The 21,261-nt window shown below is 60.8% G+C and carries 14 protein-coding genes and 1 pseudogene; 6 read left to right on the top strand and 9 right to left on the bottom strand.

Going from position 1 to position 21,261, the window contains the following annotated elements:
* Nucleotides 1-21: 21 nt before the first annotated feature.
* Genes U5K31_06485 through U5K31_06475 form a run of 3 tightly spaced genes read right to left on the bottom strand, consistent with a single transcriptional unit; the run spans nt 22 to nt 1,512 of the window.
* Nucleotides 22-954 (bottom strand): HipA domain-containing protein, encoded by a 933-nt coding sequence (locus tag U5K31_06485; GenBank protein MDZ7772368.1) that lies wholly within the window; start codon nt 952-954, stop codon nt 22-24.
* Nucleotides 951-1,289 (bottom strand): HipA N-terminal domain-containing protein, encoded by a 339-nt coding sequence (locus U5K31_06480; protein ID MDZ7772367.1) that lies wholly within the window; start codon nt 1,287-1,289, stop codon nt 951-953. The genes U5K31_06485 and U5K31_06480 overlap by 4 nt, the downstream gene beginning before the upstream one ends.
* Nucleotides 1,282-1,512: a type II toxin-antitoxin system Y4mF family antitoxin gene (locus tag U5K31_06475; GenBank protein ID MDZ7772366.1), complete on the bottom strand. Its 231-nt coding sequence runs from the start codon at nt 1,510-1,512 to the stop codon at nt 1,282-1,284. The genes U5K31_06480 and U5K31_06475 overlap by 8 nt, the downstream gene beginning before the upstream one ends.
* A 303-nt stretch (nt 1,513-1,815) precedes the next feature.
* On the opposite strand from U5K31_06475, the gene U5K31_06470 reads away from it, so the two are divergent.
* A complete protein-coding gene (locus U5K31_06470; GenBank protein ID MDZ7772365.1) occupies nt 1,816-2,808 on the top strand; it encodes a zinc-dependent alcohol dehydrogenase family protein in 993 nt (330 codons plus the stop codon).
* A gap of 252 nt (nt 2,809-3,060) precedes the next feature.
* Here the strand turns inward: U5K31_06470 and U5K31_06465 are convergent, their stop codons facing one another.
* Together U5K31_06465 and U5K31_06460 are read right to left on the bottom strand one after the other, a co-directional pair.
* Entirely contained in the window at nt 3,061-4,278 is a 1,218-nt protein-coding gene (locus U5K31_06465) for a hypothetical protein (protein MDZ7772364.1), read from the bottom strand.
* A gap of 110 nt (nt 4,279-4,388) precedes the next feature.
* Nucleotides 4,389-4,865: a CHRD domain-containing protein gene (locus U5K31_06460; protein ID MDZ7772363.1), complete on the bottom strand. Its 477-nt coding sequence runs from the start codon at nt 4,863-4,865 to the stop codon at nt 4,389-4,391.
* 354 nt (nt 4,866-5,219) lie between these two features.
* Here U5K31_06460 and U5K31_06455 point away from each other — a divergent pair, with 354 nt between their 5' ends.
* Nucleotides 5,220-7,403 carry a glycoside hydrolase family 3 N-terminal domain-containing protein gene (locus U5K31_06455; protein MDZ7772362.1) on the top strand — a complete coding sequence of 728 codons (2,184 nt, stop codon included), beginning with the start codon at nt 5,220-5,222 and terminating at the stop codon, nt 7,401-7,403.
* Between the two features lie 150 nt (nt 7,404-7,553).
* Nucleotides 7,554-8,723, top strand: a complete 1,170-nt coding sequence (locus U5K31_06450; protein ID MDZ7772361.1) for an ATP-binding protein — start codon at nt 7,554-7,556, stop codon at nt 8,721-8,723.
* On the opposite strand, the gene U5K31_06445 is transcribed toward U5K31_06450, so the two are convergent.
* Nucleotides 8,720-10,903, bottom strand: coding sequence for a S9 family peptidase (locus U5K31_06445; protein MDZ7772360.1), 2,184 nt, complete (start codon nt 10,901-10,903; stop codon nt 8,720-8,722). The two genes, U5K31_06450 and U5K31_06445, sit on opposite strands and share 4 nt — an antisense overlap.
* Nucleotides 10,904-11,274: 371 nt before the next feature.
* Between U5K31_06445 and U5K31_06440 the strand changes: the two genes are divergently transcribed.
* Complete coding sequence (locus U5K31_06440; GenBank protein ID MDZ7772359.1) at nt 11,275-12,261, top strand: hypothetical protein; 987 nt, start codon at nt 11,275-11,277, stop codon at nt 12,259-12,261.
* Nucleotides 12,262-12,294: 33 nt separating this feature from the next.
* On the opposite strand, the gene U5K31_06435 is transcribed toward U5K31_06440, so the two are convergent.
* Nucleotides 12,295-14,316, bottom strand: coding sequence for a vitamin B12 dependent-methionine synthase activation domain-containing protein (locus U5K31_06435; protein ID MDZ7772358.1), 2,022 nt, complete (start codon nt 14,314-14,316; stop codon nt 12,295-12,297).
* Between the two features lie 103 nt (nt 14,317-14,419).
* A pseudogene (locus U5K31_06430) lies at nt 14,420-15,958 on the bottom strand (homocysteine S-methyltransferase family protein).
* A 175-nt stretch (nt 15,959-16,133) separates the two neighbouring features.
* Between U5K31_06430 and U5K31_06425 the strand changes: the two are divergent.
* Nucleotides 16,134-17,102: a methylenetetrahydrofolate reductase gene (locus tag U5K31_06425; protein ID MDZ7772357.1), complete on the top strand. Its 969-nt coding sequence runs from the start codon at nt 16,134-16,136 to the stop codon at nt 17,100-17,102.
* A 6-nt stretch (nt 17,103-17,108) separates the two neighbouring features.
* Nucleotides 17,109-19,283 (top strand): tetratricopeptide repeat-containing sensor histidine kinase, encoded by a 2,175-nt coding sequence (locus U5K31_06420; protein MDZ7772356.1) that lies wholly within the window; start codon nt 17,109-17,111, stop codon nt 19,281-19,283.
* Nucleotides 19,284-19,295: 12 nt separating this feature from the next.
* Here the strand turns inward: U5K31_06420 and polX are convergent, their stop codons facing one another.
* Nucleotides 19,296-21,074, bottom strand: a complete 1,779-nt coding sequence (gene polX / locus U5K31_06415) for a DNA polymerase/3'-5' exonuclease PolX (protein ID MDZ7772355.1) — start codon at nt 21,072-21,074, stop codon at nt 19,296-19,298.
* Nucleotides 21,075-21,261 lie beyond the last annotated feature (187 nt).

Genomic DNA, 21,261 nt, shown 5'->3' with positions numbered 1-21,261 from the left:
GCGGGATCTCCACCGGTCCGCCTACCAGCCCAGCACTTCCCGGCGCTTGGCAATAAGATTGCGGTAGTCCGACTTGCGACGGTCGTCCAGGAAGCTGCGGCCGATGAGGCGGTTCCAGCGGGGGAGGGCCTTGCTCAGATCGTTGGCCACCCGGTCCATCGCCTCGCGGGTGAGTTCCAGGCACTCTCGGCCAAAGTACCCGAATAAGAGCTCCCGGTTCATGCCTTCGCGTCGGCCGTCCAGACTGAGGGCCATCTCCCCGTCCGGGTTTTTGCGTACGATGGCGGTGTTCACCAGGTCGTAGGCGGGGGAGAGCGCCACAACATTGCCCTGGTGAATCAGCGAGAGGTCCTTCAGGTGCATCTCCTCGTTACCCGTCAGCCAGGCGAAGAGCACACGCCGGAAAAGCTTCCATTTGTCCACCATGGGGAAGGAGGCATGGCGCTCGAGCAGGCGCGCCACCTCCTCCAGGGGGAAGCCAAATTTGCGGTCCGGGGTTACTCCCGCCACCTGGGCCAGGTCTTCCGTGTGCACCCTGCCGGCCTTGCCGGTGCGGTCGAAGCGGCGCACAAAATAGAGTAGGGAGCCGTCGGCGGCGCGGTGCAGCCCGTGCAGGGGCACCTCGATGCCGGCCAGCCCCGCCAGGCGCATGGTCAGGTCCTCGTTTTCGGGCACCTGTTCGAATTCGAGCAGGGAGGGTTTGAGCAGGTAGATGCCGTGGCTGCGAACCGGCAGAAATCTCCGTTCCTTCAGGCTGAGGCGGGCGCTCATCTTGCGCTGCAGGCCGGGCAGGGCCATGACGGCGGCGCGGTCGCGCGCCTCGCGCAGCTGCTCCCGGTGGTCCAGGGGCAGGGGGCGCAGCTCCTTGAGGGCGGGATTGAGCCGGCCCAGCCCGGTGGAGCTGTAGTCACCGTCCCCGGATATCTCCTCGTAGGTGATCAGGCAGCGGCTCATGGGTGGTCCCCCGCTTCCGGCGTCTCTTCCATGGCGGGATACACCTGCAGCGCTCCCGCCGTGTCCCCGCCAACCGCAAGAAGCAGCCCGAAGAGGTCGTCCTCCTCCAGGTTGTGGTCGCGCCGCGCGGATTCCCGATTCACCCCCTCAGGAAGCATTCCCTCGAAAACGTCCGGAAAATGCTCCCATCGCCAGGGTCCCCCGTCCACCGGCAGGGTGAGCGAGACAGGCGGCCCGTCATAGTCCTCGGCGTAGGCGAACGCAAAGACGTCTCCATCCTCCTGCGTGAGGTGGCCGGCAGGGCGGCCGTGAAGTTGTACAAGGGCCTTACGCACGCTCCACCTCCTTTCTGCACTGATCCATCAGGGGACTCTCCAGGCGGAGGGTCATGTTCAGGGCACGGCAGATCCTGTGCAGGGTGTCAAGCTGCACGGTGGACTTGCCGTGCTCTATATCAAAGACGGCGGTCTTTCCTACCCCCGCCAGGTCGGCCAGTTCAGCCTGCGTAAGCCCGCTTCTGCTGCGATGCCATCGAATGTGTGCGCCTAATTTGCTCATATATCAAAATTTACTGCTTTATAATAAAAATACAATATTTCAAAATAAATTAAGGCCAAAGTTCATGAGCGACCAGGTAATTATCTGACAGATCTCCCGTAAGGGAAGCGGTCTAATTGTGGTTGTATAAGTTTAAATTAATAAATATTACTTATAAAACAGTAAATATAGATATATAGAAAGCATTTAACGGATTACCAATTACCCCAGCCGTTGCGCGCAACCTGGCACCGCGCGCTGGACCGCCCCGACCACGTTCCGTCCCGTTTTGCGGGTGGTATGTATTTCGTAATTTTTACCCCTATGAAAGCGATGGTACTTCATGCGCCCGGCGAGCCGTTGCGCCTGCAGGAGCTGCCCCGGCCCACGCCCGGAGAGGACGAGCTTCTGCTGCGCGTGCAGGCCTGCGGGGTGTGCCGCACCGACCTTCACATACTGGACGGGGAGCTGAAAGAGCCCAGCCTGCCGCTGGTCCCGGGCCACCAGATCGTGGGCGTGGTGGAGGAGGCCGGGGCCGGCGTGGAAGGCTTCCGGGAAGGCGACAGGGTGGGGGTTCCCTGGCTGGGAGGCACCTGCGGCTCCTGCGAATATTGCAGGGCGGGCAAGGAGAACTTATGCGACGATGCCCGCTTCACAGGTTATGACCGCAACGGGGGATTTGCCGAATATACGGTCGCCGACCATCGCTTCTGCTTTCCCGTTCCCGAATCCTACGATGCCAATCAGGCGGCGCCCCTGCTATGCGCGGGCTTGATTGGCTACCGTGCCCTGCGCATGGCAGGGGAGGGCAAACGCATCGGCCTCTATGGCTACGGCTCCTCGGCGCACATTCTCACCCAGGTTATTCTCCACCAGGGCCGCGAGGCCTACGCCTTCACCCGGCCGGGTGACAAGCAGGGTCAGCTCTTTGCATTGGAACGGGGGGTCACCTGGGCCGGGGGTTCGGAGACCCTTCCTCCCCAGCCGCTGGATGCCGCCATCATCTTCGCCCCGGTGGGACCGCTGGTGCCCCAGACTCTCCGCAGCGTGAAGAAGGGCGGGCGCGTGATCTGCGCCGGCATCCACATGAGCGACATTCCCTCCTTTCCATACCGCCTGCTCTGGGAGGAGCGCAGCATCCAGTCGGTGGCCAACCTGACGACGCGCGACGGGGAGGAGTTCATGAAGTTGGCGCCCGAAATTCCGATTAAAAGCCGGGTGACGAGCTACCCGCTGAAGCAGGCCAACGAGGCGCTCGAGGATTTAAGGGAGGGCAACTTTGAGGGGTCGGCGGTGCTTTCCATTTCCGACGGATAAGAGGCAGACTTACAGGGCGCACTGGATCCTTTGTCTCCTGCAGAGTGATGTTGTAAACGGAAGCGACTCCTTGGGAATGGAGACACAGCGGCTGGCAAGACCAAACATTAAAAATCGAGAATTTTAATGTTTGTACGTGAATCCGGCCTTAAAGTGGGGAAGAGTCACAGGTGGAGACATGCTCCTGCTTTTCCCTCTAATTGTAAAGATGGGTTCCGAAAGATAACTATGGAAGTAGATATGCTAATACTTTTACCCGCCCATTCTCCGGAACGTTTCCGTCACTTGCCGGACCAGGTCCCGCGCAGTTTCAAGTTCCAGACCGGACATTTTCGCCAGATGTTCGATGTCGGTCGCTTTCCCTGCATTGTGGTCTTCCATGTAAGCCGCAAAGAATGTGTTCATCTTATCCAGCATCTGTCGATCAACCTCGTCGACTTCCTCTCTGAAAAGCTCACCGTAGGGAAGGATGGTAATCTCTCTTCCCAGAAGCGTCTGGGCGGTCGTGTGCATGGCGATATTTACGCAGATATCCGGATTGGGTAAAAGCTCATAACCGTAGCTGTTCAGGTCACGGATCAGCATCTCGAAGCCTGCGGCCGTATGGGCATAAAGGGTGAGCAGCTCTTCGTCCTCTTCATAAAATACGGTGGCGAAGTGCGGAAACTCACCCATCTCAAGTGAGGTAAACCGGTACACCCCCTCCGCGTATTCGCTCCGGAAGTGCATTTTAAATGGCTCGGAGTCGAAGGAATCGTCGAGATACTCCGCGAAATGATATTTAAACTGGTGGTTTTTATGGAAGGTCAGGGGCAGTTGACTTTTGGCAAAGAGGGCCATGTAGGGCACCGGATTACGGTCCAGGTCTTTCAGCAATGCAGCAGGATCTTCACCGGCGTTGCGGGGACGAAGCTGCCGGAAATAGAAGAGGATATCCTCCGGTTCGAATCCCCAGAAGGGACAGATGGGACCGTAGGTCTGCCAACAGGACCCGTTGTAATCCAGCAGGTTAAACCACATGACAGGACGGCGAAGCTGGAGTTCCCGGGTTGTGCCGGGTGAGTAGAGCAGAAAAGTATCCCCGGTGAACACGTCTTTCATCTCAAAGAAGTGACGTTCGGGCTGTGAAACAATTTGGCTGAAGGAGAAACGCCAGGGATGATCTGCCTGGTGTTCCAGATATCTGCGGTCGTCGTCGCTGAGCCCCTGGAGGGCAGCATGCTTGAGGTAAGCGCGGATCAGTCCCCCCTCCCTAAAGAGACGGTATGCTATATACTGCGCCTTGCAGCTGTTCTCCCAGCTTGCCGGGAGCTGGCGGGTGACGTGCCGGAAGCGCGCGAATCGCTTGTCCATCTCCCGGTCCAATCGTTCACGCTGGGCTGCGTAGTAAAGCAGGAATTCATCGACCAGGCGGTCGCACTGCTCGCTGCTTCGGCCGCAGAGTTCTTCTATGTCGGACCATGTACTCATGAGGGAAGATAAGCGTTTTCCCGAAATATCCCCCCTTCAACTGGGGGCATGGGTCACCCGATCATCTGTTCGCCATGCCTGCCCCTGGTGAGGCTGGCCTCCTACGGTGATCAGGGAATCGACCCGCTGCCCATGGCGGGCAGCTGCGCACGGATCTCCCCATTGACGTGTTCGTAGGAGGATATGCTGATGTAGAATTCCCCTTCGGCCAGCCACATCTTTTGGGGTTCGTTGAGATGGAACTTGTTTTTTTCGGCGAGAAATTCACCCCCGGTCTTTTCCTCGTTCAGATCCACGGTGAGCAGGAAGAGCCTGTTGCCTCGCTCGTCCTCGGGGCCTACGAAAATGCCCGCGCTGTGATATTGCCCAGTTAGCGACTCAAAGGAACCCGAAACGGTGAGGGTGTCATCGGCGAAGCGTACGATCAGCTTGCCGTAAGCGCCGGTTCCAACCGGCGGAACCGTTTTATCCCCGGTAAGCCGAAGCTCATGGCTCTGCTGGGCCCCGGCGGATACGGGCAGCAGGAAACCTACTAAGGACAGAACAAGCACGGCCAGGGTAGTTTTCTGAATGGGTTTGTTTGCCATGACGTCTCTACCTGTATTATACAATTAGTTTAAGGGTGGTCGGCTATTGTGGTCAACGGCTATCTTCGCTTCCATATTTCATTTTCGTGATATCACACTGCATGAGTTATGGCTCTCAATTTCATATTGCACGCGTTACATTATAAATAGATGATTTAAATATAAATACTCAATATGTCGATGGCAGAACGTCTGCTGGCCTTCGGAGAAGGGTCATGAACGGCTTTCGAATGAGGAGAATTTTTTGCCTATAATCCCATCAGTCATTATATGTCATGCGCCATTATTTTTACCGCTATGCCAACTTGGCTTAACATTCGACGGCTTTCTTTCCGGATAACTGTCTGCTTTGTGATGCTGAGTTGCGCCGTTTTTGTATCAACGACCCGGGCCCAGGAACGCGCGTGGGAAGACCCGGAGATGGACATCCCCCAAAGGGTGGAGGCGCTGATCGGAGCGCTGGAATCCGGCGAGAAAATCGACCTGCTGCTGGCCGACAGTCCGGGCGTCCCGCGCCTGGACATTCCGCCCTATCACTGGTGGAATGAGGCTCTGCACGGGGTGGCACGCAACGGTCGGGCCACCGTTTTTCCCCAGGCCATTAATCTTGGCGCCACCTTCGATCCGGTACAGATCCACCGCGTGGGGGAGGCCATCTCCACAGAAGCCCGCGCCAAGTTCAACCTGGCCCGCCGTCAGGGCAACCGCGGACAGTATGCCGGACTCACGTTCTGGTCACCCACCGTCAATATTTTCCGAGACCTCCGATGGGGCAGGGGACAGGAAACCTACGGGGAGGATCCCCTGCTTACAGGGAGCATCGGCAGCGCCTTAGTCCGCGGCATGCAGGGCGGCCACCCGGAATATCTGAAAGCCGCGGCCGCCGCCAAGCATTTCGCCGTGCATTCCGGTCCAGAGGCCGGGCGCAGTTCCTTCGATGCGGCGGTCAGTCCGAGGGACCTGACCGAAACCTACCTGCCGCCCTTCGAAATGCTGGTGAATGATGCGGAGGTGGAGGGCGTGATGTGCGCCTACAACCGCATCAACGGCATCCCTGCCTGTGCGGATGAAGCTTTGCTGCGGGACATGCTGCGCGGGTCGTGGAATTTCAACGGCTACGTGGTTTCCGACTGCGGGGCCATCGGCAACATCTACGGCTACCATGAATATGCCGACTCTCCCCAAGAGGCCGCGGCCATGGCCCTGAAGGCGGGGGTCAACATCAACTGCGGCGGAAGCTGGGCGAACAATCTGCGGGCGGCCCTCGAAGGAGGGCTGGCGGAGGAGGCCGACCTGGACCGCGCGCTCCGCGAGAGCCTGCCCACACTGTTTCGGCTGGGAATGTTCGATCCGCCGGGACGCGACCCCTGGCGCGAGCTGGGCGAAGGAGACCTGGCTACGGACGAGCATCATGAGCTGGCCCGTGAGACCGCGGCACGAAGCATGGTGCTGCTTAAGAACGAGAATGTGCTGCCACTTGAGGCGCAGCTGCCCAGCCTGGCGGTGATGGGACCCACGGCCACCTCGGCCGAAGTGCTCCTGGGCAACTACCACGGCACCTCGGCCCGGCTCTCCACCTTCCTGGAAGGGGTGACCGGCGCGGTCGGCGGAGGCACCAAGGTGATCCACTATCCCGGCATCGACATCGAGGAGGGCTCGGTGGCCGAGAGCGGATGGGGCATCAGCCAGGCCCAGACCACCGGGGCCATCGTAGCGTGTATTGGACTCAGTCCCCGTTTCGAGGGGGAGGGCAGGGAAGCGGTATTCGGATCGGAGGAACCGGTGGTGGAACTTCCGCCTCACCAGGTGGAGTGGGTGCGCGCGCTGCGTGAGGGATACGACGGACCGCTGGTCGTGGTGGTGACGGGGGGGAGTCCACGCGCCATACCGGAGATTCATGAGATGGCCGACGCGGTGATCTGGGCGGGCTACCCGGGGGAGGCTGGCGGGGAGGCCTTGGCCGACCTGCTTTTCGGGCGGGCAAATCCCTCGGGGAGGCTGCCGGTTACGGTGCCCTATCGCACGGCCGACCTGCCTCCCTTTGACGACTATTCCATGGAGAGTCGAACCTACCGCTTCCTTGAGAATGAACCGCTCTATCCCTTCGGCTTCGGGCTCTCCTACACGCAGTTCAGCTACGGAGAGGTAATCCTCCGGCAGGCGGGGCAGCATGTCAGGGACGAAGGCGGTCGCGCGATAGCCTCTGGGGATACCGTGCGGGTAACCGTGGAGGTCACCAATCGCGGGGATCGTCCCGGCGAGGAGGTGGTGCAGATCTACCTGGAGGACCATGAGTCCGCCGTGCGTATTCCCCGATACCGGCTGGTGGACTTCCGGCGCGTGCGCCTGCGACCCGGCCAGACGGCCACCCTCGATTTTGAGATTCTGCCCGAACAGATGACGGTCGTTACACCCGAGGGCAGGAGAGCCGTGGAACCGGGAAGGTTTACGGTACATGCGGGCGGTGCCTCACCCCTTCCGCGATCGACAGCCCTGGGAGCGCCGGAATTCGCGACGGCAGGGTTTACCGTGCGGTGAACGAGTGGCTCAGGTACAGGTACTTCGAGGTCGGTTTTTAACAGAGCAGTGTCTTATACCCTGAAATTTGAAAATTATATTTTGATATTTCAGGGCACATATCTAAATTTACCCCGTAAATTGAAATATTAACTTTGTGATTTCGGGGTTATGATCTCTCGCCTGCTACAATCCAGCGTTTTGGAAGCTATTGGAGTGATGCCTGCAGTAGCCATAACCGGCGCCCGGCAAACCGGCAAAACAACCCTTGCCAAAATGATCCGGCCGGATTTGCCCTCCGCATCTCATTATTTGGATCTGGAATACCCCGAAGACCAAGCCAAGTTGCAGGATCCGGCCTTTTACCTGCAACAATACGAAGAGGATTGTGTGATACTTGATGAAATCCAATACATGCCCGAACTATTTCCAGTACTTCGGTCCCTCATCGACCGGAACCGAATACCGGGCCGGTTTCTTCTGCTTGGCTCTGCCTCCCCATCGCTCATCAGAGAAAGTGCAGAATCACTTGCAGGCCGTATCGCCTACCTGGAGTTGCATCCGTTGAATTTACTGGAAGTGAAGGATCAGCAGAACTGGAAAACATTGTTTTTTCGAGGAGGTTTTCCGAATTCCCTGTTGGCCGACTCCGCCCGGGAATGCGAATTATGGAGGAATAATTTTATCAAAACGTACTTGGAGCGGGAATTGCCTTTGCTGGGACTGAACACTGATGTACGCCTCATGCGGAAACTGATGTTGCTGTTGGTACGTTCGCAGTCCCACATGTTGAATTTACAGAATTTCGCCTCCTCCCTGGGTATCACCGGTCCTACTGTAGCCCGCTATATCGATTTTCTGGAGCGTTCGTACATGGTGAATCGATTGGAGCCCTACTACAAAAATATTAAAAAACGACTGGTAAAGAGTCCGAAGATATACTTGTCAGATTCCGGATTGATGCATTCTCTTCTGGGCGTATCCGATTACGAGAATTTGATCAATCATCCGAGCGTCGGTCCCTCCTGGGAGGGATTCGTAATCAACCAGACCAGATCGTTGCTCCCGGATTATGCGGAACTCTGGTTTTTCAGGACCCACGAGGGGGCGGAGGCCGACATGGTGGTCAGTATAGATGACCGTCCGTTAATTTCTGCGGAAATAAAATGGACCAACGCTCCGAAAGTCTCCAGAGGTTTTCGGAATGTCATGAATGATCTGGGAACGGAACGCAACTACGTGGTAACCCCGGAAGCGGATACCTACATGGTATCGGAGGGAATTACGGTCACCTCCCTCCAGGAGTGGTTGAAGAGCGTGCAGGATCTGCAGCGAGGTTAGTTTTCCATCAGCATGCCGGAGACCGGTTGTTCAAGGAGGTAGCGGTAGTAGAACTTGTAGCGCTGGTGCTGGTAGTGGCGCTGCTTGCCCGGCAGGTTGTACCAGCCGTGCTTGCCGCCTATATAGGGGATGAACTCGAAATCCTTGCCGGCCGACTCCAGCGCGCTTACCAGCTGCAGGGTGTTCTGCAGGTGCACGTTGTCGTCCATCGTGCCGTGCACCATCAGCAGGAAGCTGTCATCCTCGTAGCGGTCGACGTAGCTCATCACGGAGCTGGATTCGTAGCCGTCGGGATTGTCCTGCGGGCGGTCCATGTAGCGCTCGGTGTAGTGGGTGTCGTAGAGGTGCCAGTCGGTCACGCTGCCGCCCGCGAGTCCGAAGTCAAAGGTGCCGGCGCCCCAGGTGAGGGCCAGGCTGGAGACGTAGCCCCCGTAGCTGAATCCGGTGATGCCGATGCGGTCGGGGTCGATGAAGGGATACTCCTCCTGCAGCCACTCCACGATGGTGGTGTAGTCGGCGATCTCCCATCGTCCCAGGTCGCGGTGCATCCAGTTTTTGCCCTCCTTGCCGAAGTGTCCTGAGCCGCGGTGGTCCATCGAGACCTGGATCAGGCCCTCCTTCGCCCACCACTGGTTCATGCCCAGGCCGCCCCAGCGGTCCCACACGCCGGTGGAGCCGGGTCCCCCGTAAATGCTTATCAGCACGGGGTAGGAGCCGTTTTCGTCCAGGTTCATGGGCCAGGTCACCTCCACCGGCAGCTGGTGGCCGTCGCCGGAGGGCACGCGGAAGATCTCGGTGCGCGCCAGATTGTAATCGTCAAATTCGGGGCCTTTGCTGTCGGTCAGCTCGGCGGTGATGTCTCCCTCGTCGTTCAGCACGGCCAGGCGCGTAGGCGTGGCGGCGTTGCTGTAGGAAGTGGTGAAGTACGACCCGTCCGGAGAGACGTTCACGCTGTGGGTGTACTCACCGAAGGTGAGCCGCTGCAACCCGGTGCCGTCCATGCGCACCTTGTATAGGTCGATGCGGGCGGAACTCTCCCTGCGGGCGGTGAAGTAGACCCAGCCGGTTTCCTGGTTTACCCGCTCCACGTCGGTCAGGGTCCACTCGCCCGAGGTCACCTGGCTGACCAGGTTGCCCTCCATATCGTAGTGGTAGAGATGCATCCAGCCGCTTTGGTCGCTCATCATGAGAAAGCCGGCGCCGTCGTCCAGGAACTGCAGTCGGTCGCCGCTGTCCAGGTCGATCCAGGTCTCCTGCCGCTCCTCATAAACCGGGGTGCGGGATCCGTCGGCCAGGTCGATTTCATAGATCACCAGGTGGTCCTGGTCGCGGTTCATCCACTGCACCCAGAGGGCGTCGGAGGAGGGGGTCCAGTAGGGCATGCCGAAATAGTGGTCGCCCGTCGGGTCAAAGTCGGCCCAGGTGATCTCGCCCGAGGACAGCTCGGCGACGCCCACCCGCACGTTCGGGTTGTCGCTGCCCGACTTGGGATAGCGCTGCTCGATCAGGGTGCCGTAGGAATCTTGCACGCTTTCGAGTTCCACCACGCCGTGGATGGGAAAGATCTGCACGGGACGGTCGTCGGTGCGGAAGAAAGCCAGGCGCTCGCTGTCGGGGCTCCACCAGTAGGCCTTGAAGTTGGTGCTTCGGCCCAGGATCTCCTCCATGTAGACCCAGGACGACCAGCCGTTGTAGATGACCTCGCTGCCGTCGTCGGTGAGCCGCTGCTCCTCGCCGCTGTCAAGCTCGATCACGTAGAGATCGCGGTCACGGGTAAAGGCGACTTTGCTGCCGTCGGGGGACAGGGTGGGATTATTTTCCTGTGCGTCGGTCTCCGTCAGCCGTTGCTGCGCTTCACCCTCCAGCAGGTAGAGGTCCCCGGCGCGGATCCCCACCTGTCGCTGCGGCTCCTGCTCCTCGGGCTCGTAGTTCTGCTGCTCTCCGGTTGCGGCGTTCACCAGCACTCGCTGTCCCCCGTTGCCGTCCTGCGGAACGGCCATGACAAAATGGGAATCGTCGGTCCACGTTACAATACGGGGCATGGACTGCAGGATGCCGTCCCAGTTGCCTTGAAGGATCTGCTCGCGCGTGAGTTCCTGGGTTTGGGCATGCAGGCCGGTGGATGCGGCTGTCAGCAGGAGGACGGCAAGGAGGGAACGGAGGAGGTAACGAAGATTCATAATCCCTTGGTTTTTTGTAATTACTGGGTTCGAAAAAGAGGAAGGTAACACAAAAAACCGAACGGAGCGAAATGGGGCCACAATTTCCGGATGTTGCTATCGCCGTTTTATATACACGAAATTTGCATTGCACGGTATGAACGGGCTCCTTTTAGTCTTGCCGTTATACGAAAGTGAAGTTCTGGGTGTGATCCCCCTGCGTTTCCAAGCAGGATGGATACGAATCGAATTTATGTTATATAATTAGTATATACTCGAAAGTAATCACCTATTAACATGTACATATCTATATGCTCTCCTTATTAAGAGGAAAGGTAAGGATTCAATCGCTGCTTGTTTTATGGTTGATGGTCTCCTGCTCGGAAACGCAAGTGCGTGACTACAGCGATTTCACGGAAAAGAGGGCGCAGGCCGAAACCGAACGTACCGTGCGTGAGCTTGTGGCCGTGGACAGCCTGCTGGTTGGGGAGGATATTCCCGAGCTGTCACTCTCTTATTTGGAGCTCAGCGAATCGTTTATATTCTCCAAGTCCGACGAGAAGCTGGTAAAATTACACAAGGGAGACCTGGGCAGGGCGGGTGCCATCACACTTCCGGAGGGACGGGGACCGGGCGAGGTGCCCAATTTCAGGTTGATCAGGTTCGGGGTGGCGGGAGAATCCCTCGCCTTCTACGACCGCAACACCCAGAAGACCGTGGTCTACGATCTTCAGGGGAATTTTCAGGGGGAGTTCCTGAACGGGGGCTACCAGCCGAGTGGGGTTGTGATGGCCGACCCCGAGACCTACTATTTCCAGATCATGCCGACGCCGGGTCGTGAGGCCATTTTCTACGAAGTGAGGCGGCAGGGAAACGAGAGCATGGTCAGCCGCCGGTTTCAGGCGCCCACAGAAGGCGACAATCTGCTGGCCTACGGGGGCAGCCTGGCGTACCGCGACGGGACGCTCTACTTTGCCGGCCGTCCGGAGCCTCTTCTTCGGCGGTATGATATTACCGGGGACAGCGCGCGGCTGACCTGGTCGCGGGAGGTCATCGACGGCTACGACAGCGCAAACAACTACGAGACCCCGGAGGAGCGGGGTGATTTTGTAGCCTTTGGCTACAGCGACCAGGCGCAGTACGCTACGGTGGATCTGGCGACAGACGGTCGCTTTCTCTATTCGGCGCGCCACCCCAACGACCGGGAAGGCTACAAATATCTGGACGTCTATGCGGTCGAAGACGGGGATTACCTCGCCAGCTTCCTCCTCCGGGGCTACCCGCAGCATGTGGCCGTGGACGGGCAGCATATCTACACCCTCGAGGAGGAGGGCGAGCGGAGTTTCCTGATGAAATACGAGAAGCCCGACCTGGAGTAGCGGTGGGAAGGCCAGGGAGGGTCCAGGCACGATCTAGTCCGGGTCGTAGTTGAGGCTGGACTGCAGCCAGCGCTCCACCTCCTCCACAGTCATGCCCTTGCGCCGGGCGTAGTCCTCGACCTGGTCGCGTTTCAGGTTGCCCACATTGAAATAGTCGGCTTCCGGGTAAGCGAAGTAGAGGCCGCTCACCGAGGAGGCCGGGCTCATGGCGTAGTGCTCGGTAAGGGTGATCTCGGCGTTCTGCTCCACCTCCAGCAGGTCGAAGAGAATGCGTTTCTCGGTGTGGTCGGGCTGGGCCGGGTAGCCGGGGGCCGGGCGGATACCCTGGTACTGCTCCTTGATGAGCTCCTCGTTGCTGAGGTTTTCGCCGGACGCGTAGCCCCAGAGCCGGGTGCGCACCTTTTGGTGCAGCAGCTCGGTGAAGGCCTCGGCCAGGCGGTCGGCCAGCGCCTTGGTGAGGATGGCGTTGTAGTCGTCGTGTTCCTCCTCGAACTTTTTCACCAGCTCGGGCGCGCCGATGCCGGCGGTCACGGCGAAGCCGCCCATCCAGTCGGCCACGCCGCTGTCTTTCGGGGCTACAAAATCGGAGAGCGCGCGGTTGGGCTGCCCCCGGCGTTTTTTAGCCTGCTGGCGCAGCATGTGGAAGACGGTGCGCACCTCCTCGCGCTCCTCGCCGGCGTAGATTTCAATATCGTCGCCTACACTGTTGGCCGGGAAGAATCCCAGCACGGCGCGGGTGCGCAGCAGCTTTTGTTTAACGATGCGATCGAGCAGCGCGTTGGCGTCCTCATACAGCTCGCGGGCCTCCTCCCCGTACTCCTCGTCCTCGAGCACGTCGGGAAACTTGCCCTTCATCTGCCAGGCGATGAAAAAGGGTCCCCAGTCGATGTAATTCCGGATCTCCTCCAGGGGATAGTCTTCGTAGACGTGCAGGCCCGGTTCGGCCGGCTGGACGGGCTCGCGCTCCGACCAGTCGGTTTGCAGGCGGTTGGCGCGCGCCTTGCCGATGGAGAGGTACTCCTTGCGGCGGGAGCGGCTCTCATGCTGCTTCCGCAGCTTCTGGTACTCCTCTTTTTTCTCGCTCACGAAAGCCTCGCGCAGCGTTTTGGAGATGAGGTTGCCGGTCACCGAGACGCTGCGGGAGGCGTCCAGCACATGCACCACGGGCTGGTCGTAGTTGGGCTCGATCTTGACGGCCGTGTGCATGCGGGAGGTGGTGGCCCCGCCGATCATCAGAGGCTGGGTAAAGTGCTCGCGTTTGAGCTCTTTGGCCACATGCACCATCTCGTCGAGCGAGGGCGTTATCAGTCCGCTGAGCCCGATAATGTCAACCTCGTGCTTTTTGGCCTCCTCCAGGATTTTGTTGGCCGGCACCATCACCCCCAGGTCGATGACCTCGAAGTTGTTGCAGCGCAGCACCACCGAGACGATGTTCTTGCCGATGTCGTGCACGTCGCCCTTCACAGTGGCCAGCAGCACCTTGGCCTTGGAGCCTTTGGCATCGCTCTTCTCCTTCTCCTTTTCGATGAAGGGCACCAGGTGGGCCACGCCTTTTTTCATCACGCGGGCGCTCTTGACCACCTGCGGCAGGAACATCTTGCCCGAGCCGAAGAGGTCGCCCACCACGTCCATGCCGGCCATCATGGGTCCCTCGATCACATCGATGGGATGATCGCTGGCCTGGCGCGCCTCCTCCACGTCGTCCACAATATGGTCCACGATGCCCTTGACCAGCGCGTGTTTGATGCGCTCTTCCACCGTCTCCTCTCGCCATGCGGCGGCCTTCTTCTCGGCTGCTCCGCCTTCATCCTCTATCTGCTCGGCGTAGTCCACCAGCCGTTCGGTGGCGTCGTCCCGGCGGTTCAGCAGCACGTCCTCCACCCGCTCCAGCAGCTCCTCGGGAATTTCCTCGTAGACCTCCAGCTGACCTGCGTTCACGATGGCCATGTCGAGGCCGGCCTGGATGGCGTGGTAGAGGAAGGCGGCGTGGATGGCCTCGCGCACGGTGTTGTTGCCGCGGAAGGAGAAGGAGACGTTGGAGAGTCCCCCGCTCACCTGTGCGTGCGGCAGGTTCTCCTTGATCCACCGGGCGGCCTCGTATGAAATCGACGGCGTAGTTGTTGTGGGCCTCTATGCCGGTGGCCACGGTCAGGATGTTGGGATCCAGGATCACATCCTGCGGCGCAAAGCCGACTTCTTCGGTGAGAATCCGGTAGGCGCGCCTGCAGATCTCGATGCGCCGCTCGTAGCTGTCAGCCTGGCCCTGCTCGTCGAAGGCCATCACCACCACAGCCGCCCCGAAATTCAGGATTTCGCGGGCCTGCTGTCTGAATACCTCCTCCCCCTCTTTGAGGCTGATGGAATTGACCACGCCCTTGCCCTGGATGGTCTTCAGCCCCGCCTTGAGCACCTCCCATTTGGAGGAGTCCACCATCACGGGCACCCGGGAGATGTCGGGCTCGGCGGCCAGCAGCTGCAGGTAATCGGTCATCACCTCGGCCGAGTCGAGCATGCCCTCGTCCATGTTCACGTCGATGATCTGGGCGCCCCCCTCCACCTGGTCGCGGGCCACCGAAAGGGCCTCCTCGAAATCGCCGCCCGTGATGAGCCGGCGGAACTTGCGGGAGCCGGTCACGTTGGTGCGCTCGCCGATGTTCACAAAATTGGTGTCGGGGCGCACCACCAGCGGTTCCAGTCCGCTGAGCCTGAGATACGGCTCCTGGTCGGGGATGGCGCGCGGGGTGCATTCGGCGGCCGCCTCCGCAATGGCGCGGATGTGCTCGGGGGTGGTGCCGCAGCAGCCGCCCACCACATTGACAAAATTCTCCTCGGCGTAGGCGCGCAGCTGGTCGGCCATGAATTCGGGCGACTCGTTGTACTCGCCCATCTCGTCGGGCAGGCCCGCGTTGGGATAGAGGCTGGTGAAGCAGGTGGCATTTTTTGCCAGCTCCTCTATATAGGGACGCATCTGCTCGGAACCCAGGGAACAGTTGAGTCCCACGCTCAGCAGGTTTTTGGTGTGGGAGACGGAGATCCAGAAGGCCTCGGTGGTCTGTCCGCTGAGGGTACGCCCGCTCTGGTCGACAATGGTGCCCGAGATCATCACCGGCAGTTCCTTGCCGGTCTCCTCGGCGTGCCTGTGGATGGCGTAGATGGCCGCCTTGGCGTTGAGGGTGTCGAAGATGGTCTCCACCAGCAGCAGGTCCACTCCGCCGTCGGCCAGTCCGCGGATCTGTTCGGCGTAGGCTTCGGCCAGCTCGTCAAAGGAGATGGCGCGGTAGCCGGGGTCCTCCACATCCGGTGAAATTGAGAGGGTCTTGTTGGTGGGTCCGATGGCGCCGGCCACCAGTCGGGGCTTGCCGGGCGTCTTTTCGGTGAAGGCGTCGGCGGCCTCGCGGGCGTTGCGGGCGGCGGCCAGGTTGAGCTCGTAGGCCAGCTCCTGCATGCCGTAGTCCGCCTGCGAGACGGAGGTGCTGTTAAAGGTGTTGGTCTCGATGATGTCGGCGCCCGCTTCCAGGAAAGAGCGGTGGATCTCCCTTATGATGCCGGGCCGGGTGAGGCTGAGGAGGTCGTTGTTGCCCTGCAGTTCGCGGCCGTAATCGGCGAAACGTTCGCCGCGGTAGTCCTCTTCGGTGAGCCTGTAAGACTGGATCATGGTGCCCATGGCACCGTCCAGCACCAGGATACGGCCTTCCATCAGGCCGGAAATGTCGTCGAAAGTCATGTGGCGGTAATCGGTTCGCAGGTACTTGTGGAAGCACAAAAATTTTTCAAGTGAGTCCGCTAGTGATTACCTTTGATACGATCTAGAAGATTCAGCGGACTGTTGGAAAAATTTTTGGACTACAAAGGTACAAAGAAGATTCAGTAAAATGAAAGTCATTGAACACTACAGGCAGGCGGACGGCCCCCTCATTTCCTTCGAAGTGATTCCACCCAAGCGGGGCGGATCGGTGGAGGAGGTCTTCGAAACCCTGGACCAGGTGATGAAATTCAACCCGCCTTTCATCGATGTGACCTACCATGCGGCGGAGTCCTACTACGAGGAGCGCAGCGACGGCACCATCAAGCGCCACCTCACCCGCAAGCGCCCCGGCACCATCGGCCTCTGCGCCGCCATCATGCACAAGTACGGGGTGGACCCCGTTCCGCACCTGATCTGCGAGGGCTTCACCAAGGAGGAGACCGAAGATGCCCTTATCGAGCTCAACTACCTGGGCATCGACAACGTTCTGGCCATCCGCGGCGATTCGCATGATGACACCATCCGCCGCTTCAAAACCGGCACCTTCAACGACTACGCCATCGACCTGGTCAAGCAGATCGAGGGCCTGAACCGGGCGGAGTACCTCAAGGACATCGTCAACGCCCAGCGCACCGATTTCTGCGTGGGCGTGGCTGGCTACCCCGAGAAGCATTTCGAGGCGCCCAATATGGAGACCGACATCAAACATCTCAAGGAGAAGGTGGAGGCCGGCGGCGACTACATCGTGACGCAGATGTTCTTCGACAACGAGGCCTATTTCCGTTTCGTGGACCGATGCCGGGAGGCGGGCATCGAGGTGCCCATCGTGCCCGGCCTGAAGATCTTTACGCGCGAGCGGCACCTGAGCTGGCTGCCCAAGAACTTTCACCTGAACATCCCCTTCGCCCTGGCCGACGAGGTGCGGGCCGATCCCTCCAACGCCCGCAGCATCGGCATCGAGTGGGGCATACAGCAGTCGCTGGAGCTCCTGGAGGCGGGCGCGCCCGGCATTCACTACTATATCATGGGCGATCCCACGCCGGCTATGCAGGTTATTGAGGGACTTCCGCTAGGAAGCCAGGCCGTGAAAAAATAGGATCCCATGGAGCTCAGAAGGCTTTTTCTGACACTCTTTTTCCTGGCAGCTGCCCCGGCGGCCCTGTGGGCCCAGGATTCCATCTCCGCCCTGGAGGACAGCCTTCGGGCCGCCTCCCCTGATACCCAGCGCGTGAAGCTTATGCTGGAACTGGTGCCCCGCTATGCCGAGGCCGGACGCTACGGGGAGGCCCGGTCCCGCCTGGAGCGGGCCGACTCGCTCTCGGAGGCTCTCGGCTACGACTACGGCCGCGCCGGCGTTATGGCCGCGCGTGGTAACCTGTTGCTCCTGCGTCAGCAGGTTGATTCGGCGCGCGTGGTGTTGGAGGAAGCCAATCGGCAATTTTCCGGCCAACGGAACCGCGACCGGATCGTGAACCTGCTGGGCAGCGCCTACCGCTACCTGGGCCGCTGGGAGGAGGCCCTGGAGCACTACCGCTTGGCCCTGTCGCTGACCGACACCCTTCACCAGAAGGTGCGGGCCTCGCGCATCCGCATGAACATGGCCGCTGTGCATGAGGAGCGCGGGGAGATGAGCACCGCCTATCGCTACTACCTGCAGGGACTGCAGCAGGCGGAGGCCTCCGGCGACTCCACCTACCTGGCCGTGGTGCTGAACAATGTGGGGGAGGCCTACACCTCCGACGGCCAACCCGAGGAGGGCCTCTACTATCTGGAGCGCTCCTGGGAGCTGGCCGAACGCCTGGGCTATACCTACGCCCGGCTGCTGAGCGCCAACAATATTGCCAACGCTTATACCGAGCTGGGTAATGCTGACGAGGCCCTCGCCTGGTATGAGCGCGCCCTGGAGCTGCACCCGAGGGTGCGCAGCACCCCGCCCTACCAGATACAGTACAACATGGGAAACCTCTACGGGCAGATGGGGGAATTGGACCGCAGCGAAGAGCTTTTCTCCGCCTCCCTTGCCTCGGCCCGTGAGGCCGGCGTGATGCAGGGGATCTATTACAACAGCATCGGACTGGGACGGGTAACGTGGGAGCGCGGGAACCATGCGGCCGCCTCGGACCGCTTCGGGGAGGCGCTGGACGCGGCAGACTCCCTGGGTTCGCCGCCCTTCATGCAGAATGCCCACCACTGGCTCTACCGCACGCGGAAAGCGATGGGGGACTATGACAGCGCCCTCACCCACCTGGAGGAAAGCACCTTCTGGGCGGACAGCCTCGACCGCGTCCGCCAGGAAAACCTGCTGGCCGAAACACGAACCCGCATGGGGCTCCGCCAGCAGGAGGAACTGAACGAGGCCCTCCGGCAGACCCAGGCCGAACAGGAGGCCCGCCTGCAGTTCCAGAACTGGCTGATTGCGGCCGGCGTCGCAATTGTACTGCTGCTGGGCGCGCTGGCCCTTATTCTCTACCGAAGTTCGCGCCAGCGCGAACGCCTGAACCGCCAGCTGGAGCAGCGCGGGGAGGAGCTGGAGGAGTTGAACCGCATCAAGGACAAGCTTCTCTCCGTAGTGGCACACGACTTGCGTAATCCCATCACCGCCCTGCGTGGCATGCTACATTTCTACCGCGACCGCGATTTTGACCGGGAGCAGCTGGACGAAATGGCTGAAGAGCTGGAGGGCTCTCTGGAGCAGAATCTGAACACCATGGAGAACCTGCTGGCCTGGGCCCTCTCGCAGATGGGAGGTCTGACGGTACGCGCCGAGGAGGTGGCCTTGGACGGCATGGCGGAGGAGCTGGTGACCTCCCAGGGGTTCCAGGCGGAGCGGAAGGGCATTGCCTTGGAACGGCAGGTGGACCCTGACTGTGTGGCCGAGGCCGATCCCGATATGACGCGGGTGGTGCTTCGTAACCTCCTCAACAACGCCGTCAAATTCTCCGGGGAGGGCGACCGGGTCACCCTGCGCGGTGGGCGCGCAAACGGCGAGGTGGTGGTGGAGGTCTCCGATACGGGGGTGGGCATTCCCAAGGAGGACCGCGAGGGGATGTTTGACTACAACATGAAGCACCGGCAGGGCACGTGGAGCGAGAAGGGAAGCGGACTGGGACTGAGTATCTGCCGGGAGTTCGTGGGGCTGCAGGGGGGACGCATCAGCTTCGACACGGAGATCGGGCGGGGCACCACCTTCCGTGTGGTGCTGCCCGCAGCCACCGGGAAGGCTTCCGGCGGGGAGAAAGCGGACGCCGCTCCCGGTGAAGGCGACCGTAACGGCTGACGGGCCGCCTCTTCAGTCGGAGGCCTTTGCGCGCCGCTCCGATAGCCACACCGCAAGCTCCTCCGCGCCTTTCGTATTGAGCACCCGCTCCGGACCGAAACGGCCCTTCCGCGCGATGCGCACCCCGTAGCGGATATGATCGATGCCCTCCACCGAATGGGCGTCGGGGTTGACGGAGGTCATCAGTCCCGCTTTCAGGGCCCGGTTGCCGAAGCGCCAGTCCAGGTCCAGCCGCCGTGGATTGGCGTTGATCTCGATGGCGGTGCAGCACTCCGCCGCCCGGTCGATCAGCTTGTCGAGGTCTACGTCCGACGCCTCCCGCCTGAGCAGCAGGCGTCCCGTGGGATGGCCGATCAGGTCGCACAGCGGGTGTTCGACGGCCCGCAGCAGGCGCCCGGTCATCTTCTCCCGCGGCTGGTCGAGGGCGCTGTGCACGCTGGCGATGACCAGCTCGAAGCCCTCCAGCAATTCGTCGGGATAGTCGAGGGCGCCGTCGCCCAGGATATCCGACTCGATGCCTTTGAAAATGCGGAAATCTTTGCCCTCCTCCTCCAGGTCGCGGTTCAGTTCGTCGATCTCCTCCCACTGGCGGCGCACCTCTTCGGCGGAGAGTCCCCCGGCGTAGGCCGCCGATCGGGAGTGGTCGGTGATGGCCAGGTAGCCGTAGCCGCGCTCCATGCAGGCCTCGGCCATCTCACGTATGGAGTATTTGCCGTCGCTCCAGGTGCTGTGGGCGTGCAGCACCCCGCGGATCTGCTCCTCCTCCACCAGGGGCATGGACCCGTGTTCGGCGTACCAGTCCACCTCCCCGCGGTCCTCCCGCAGTTCCGGCGGCACGAAGTGCAGGTCCAGGCGGCGGTAGAGATCCTCCTCGGAGCTGAAGTCCACCGGACGCTCGAAGTCGGTCTCCCCCTCCCCGTCCAGCTGAAAGAGGCCGTACTCGTTCAGGGAGAGTCCCCGCTCGCGGGCCCGTCCCCGCAGCGCCACGTTGTGGTTTTTGCTGCCGGTGAAGTAGAGGAGGGCGGCGGGGAAGGCGTTTGGGGCGACCACGCGCAGATCCACCTGCCGTCCCCCGGCCGTACGCACCGAGCTTTTGGTGTCGCCGCGTCCCAGCACCTCCACCACGCGCTCGTGACCGGTGAAGGCGCCGAAGAGTTTTTCGGCCGCCTCCGGGTCGGCCGCCGCCAGCAGGTCCACGTCTCCTATGGTTTCGCACGATCGCCGAAGCGAGCCGGCCACCTCGAGGCGCTGCACCTCCTCCATCCCCCGCAGCAGCTCCAGGAAGGGGCGGGCGGCCTCCTCGGCCTGGTCCAGGCGGCAGCGCTCGTCGTACTGCTGCATCCACTCGATGGATTTCAGGATCTTGGCGGCCGACTTCTCGCCAAGTCCGTCGAGCGAAGCCACGCGTCCGTCGCGGCAGGCCTCCTTGAGTTCGTCCATTTCGGTAATGCCCAGCTCGTCATGGATCCTGGCGATGTTCTTGGGTCCAAGTCCCGAGATGTCCAGCCATTTGATAACGCCGGCGGGGATCTGCTCGCGCAGCTCCTCCAGCACGCCGATGCGTCCCGTTTCGGCGTAGGAGGTGATGTCATCCGCGATGGAGGAGCCGATGCCCTTGATGTCGGTGAGAGTGCCTGCGGCGATATATTCGGCGATGGGTTCGTCCATGGCCTCGATGGTCTGGGCGGCGCGGTCGAAGGCGATGGCCTTGAAGCGGTTGACGCCGGCGAGCTGCATGAGCCTGTGGATTTCGCGGAGTCGATCGGCTATTTCGCGGTTGGTAACGGACATGGTCGTAGGGTCGGGCGGGTCTGGGTTCGTGTTGCAGGCTGCAAGGTACGGAATCCGGGCTCCCGTTTCGGGCCTTTGTAACTTTCCCTCATTGTAAGTACTATCCAATTCCCCGGAAAAGAGTCCCCCGTCATGAATCAACGTACATCACACCTTCTGCTGTCGTTCCTTCTGGCCCTGTCCGCCG

It is taken from the genome of Balneolaceae bacterium (genome assembly GCA_034521445.1).
GTDB lineage: Bacteria > Bacteroidota > Rhodothermia > Balneolales > Balneolaceae > JAXHMM01.
Note: the sequence above shows the minus strand (reverse complement) of the source record. Positions and strands in the feature narration are given on the sequence as shown.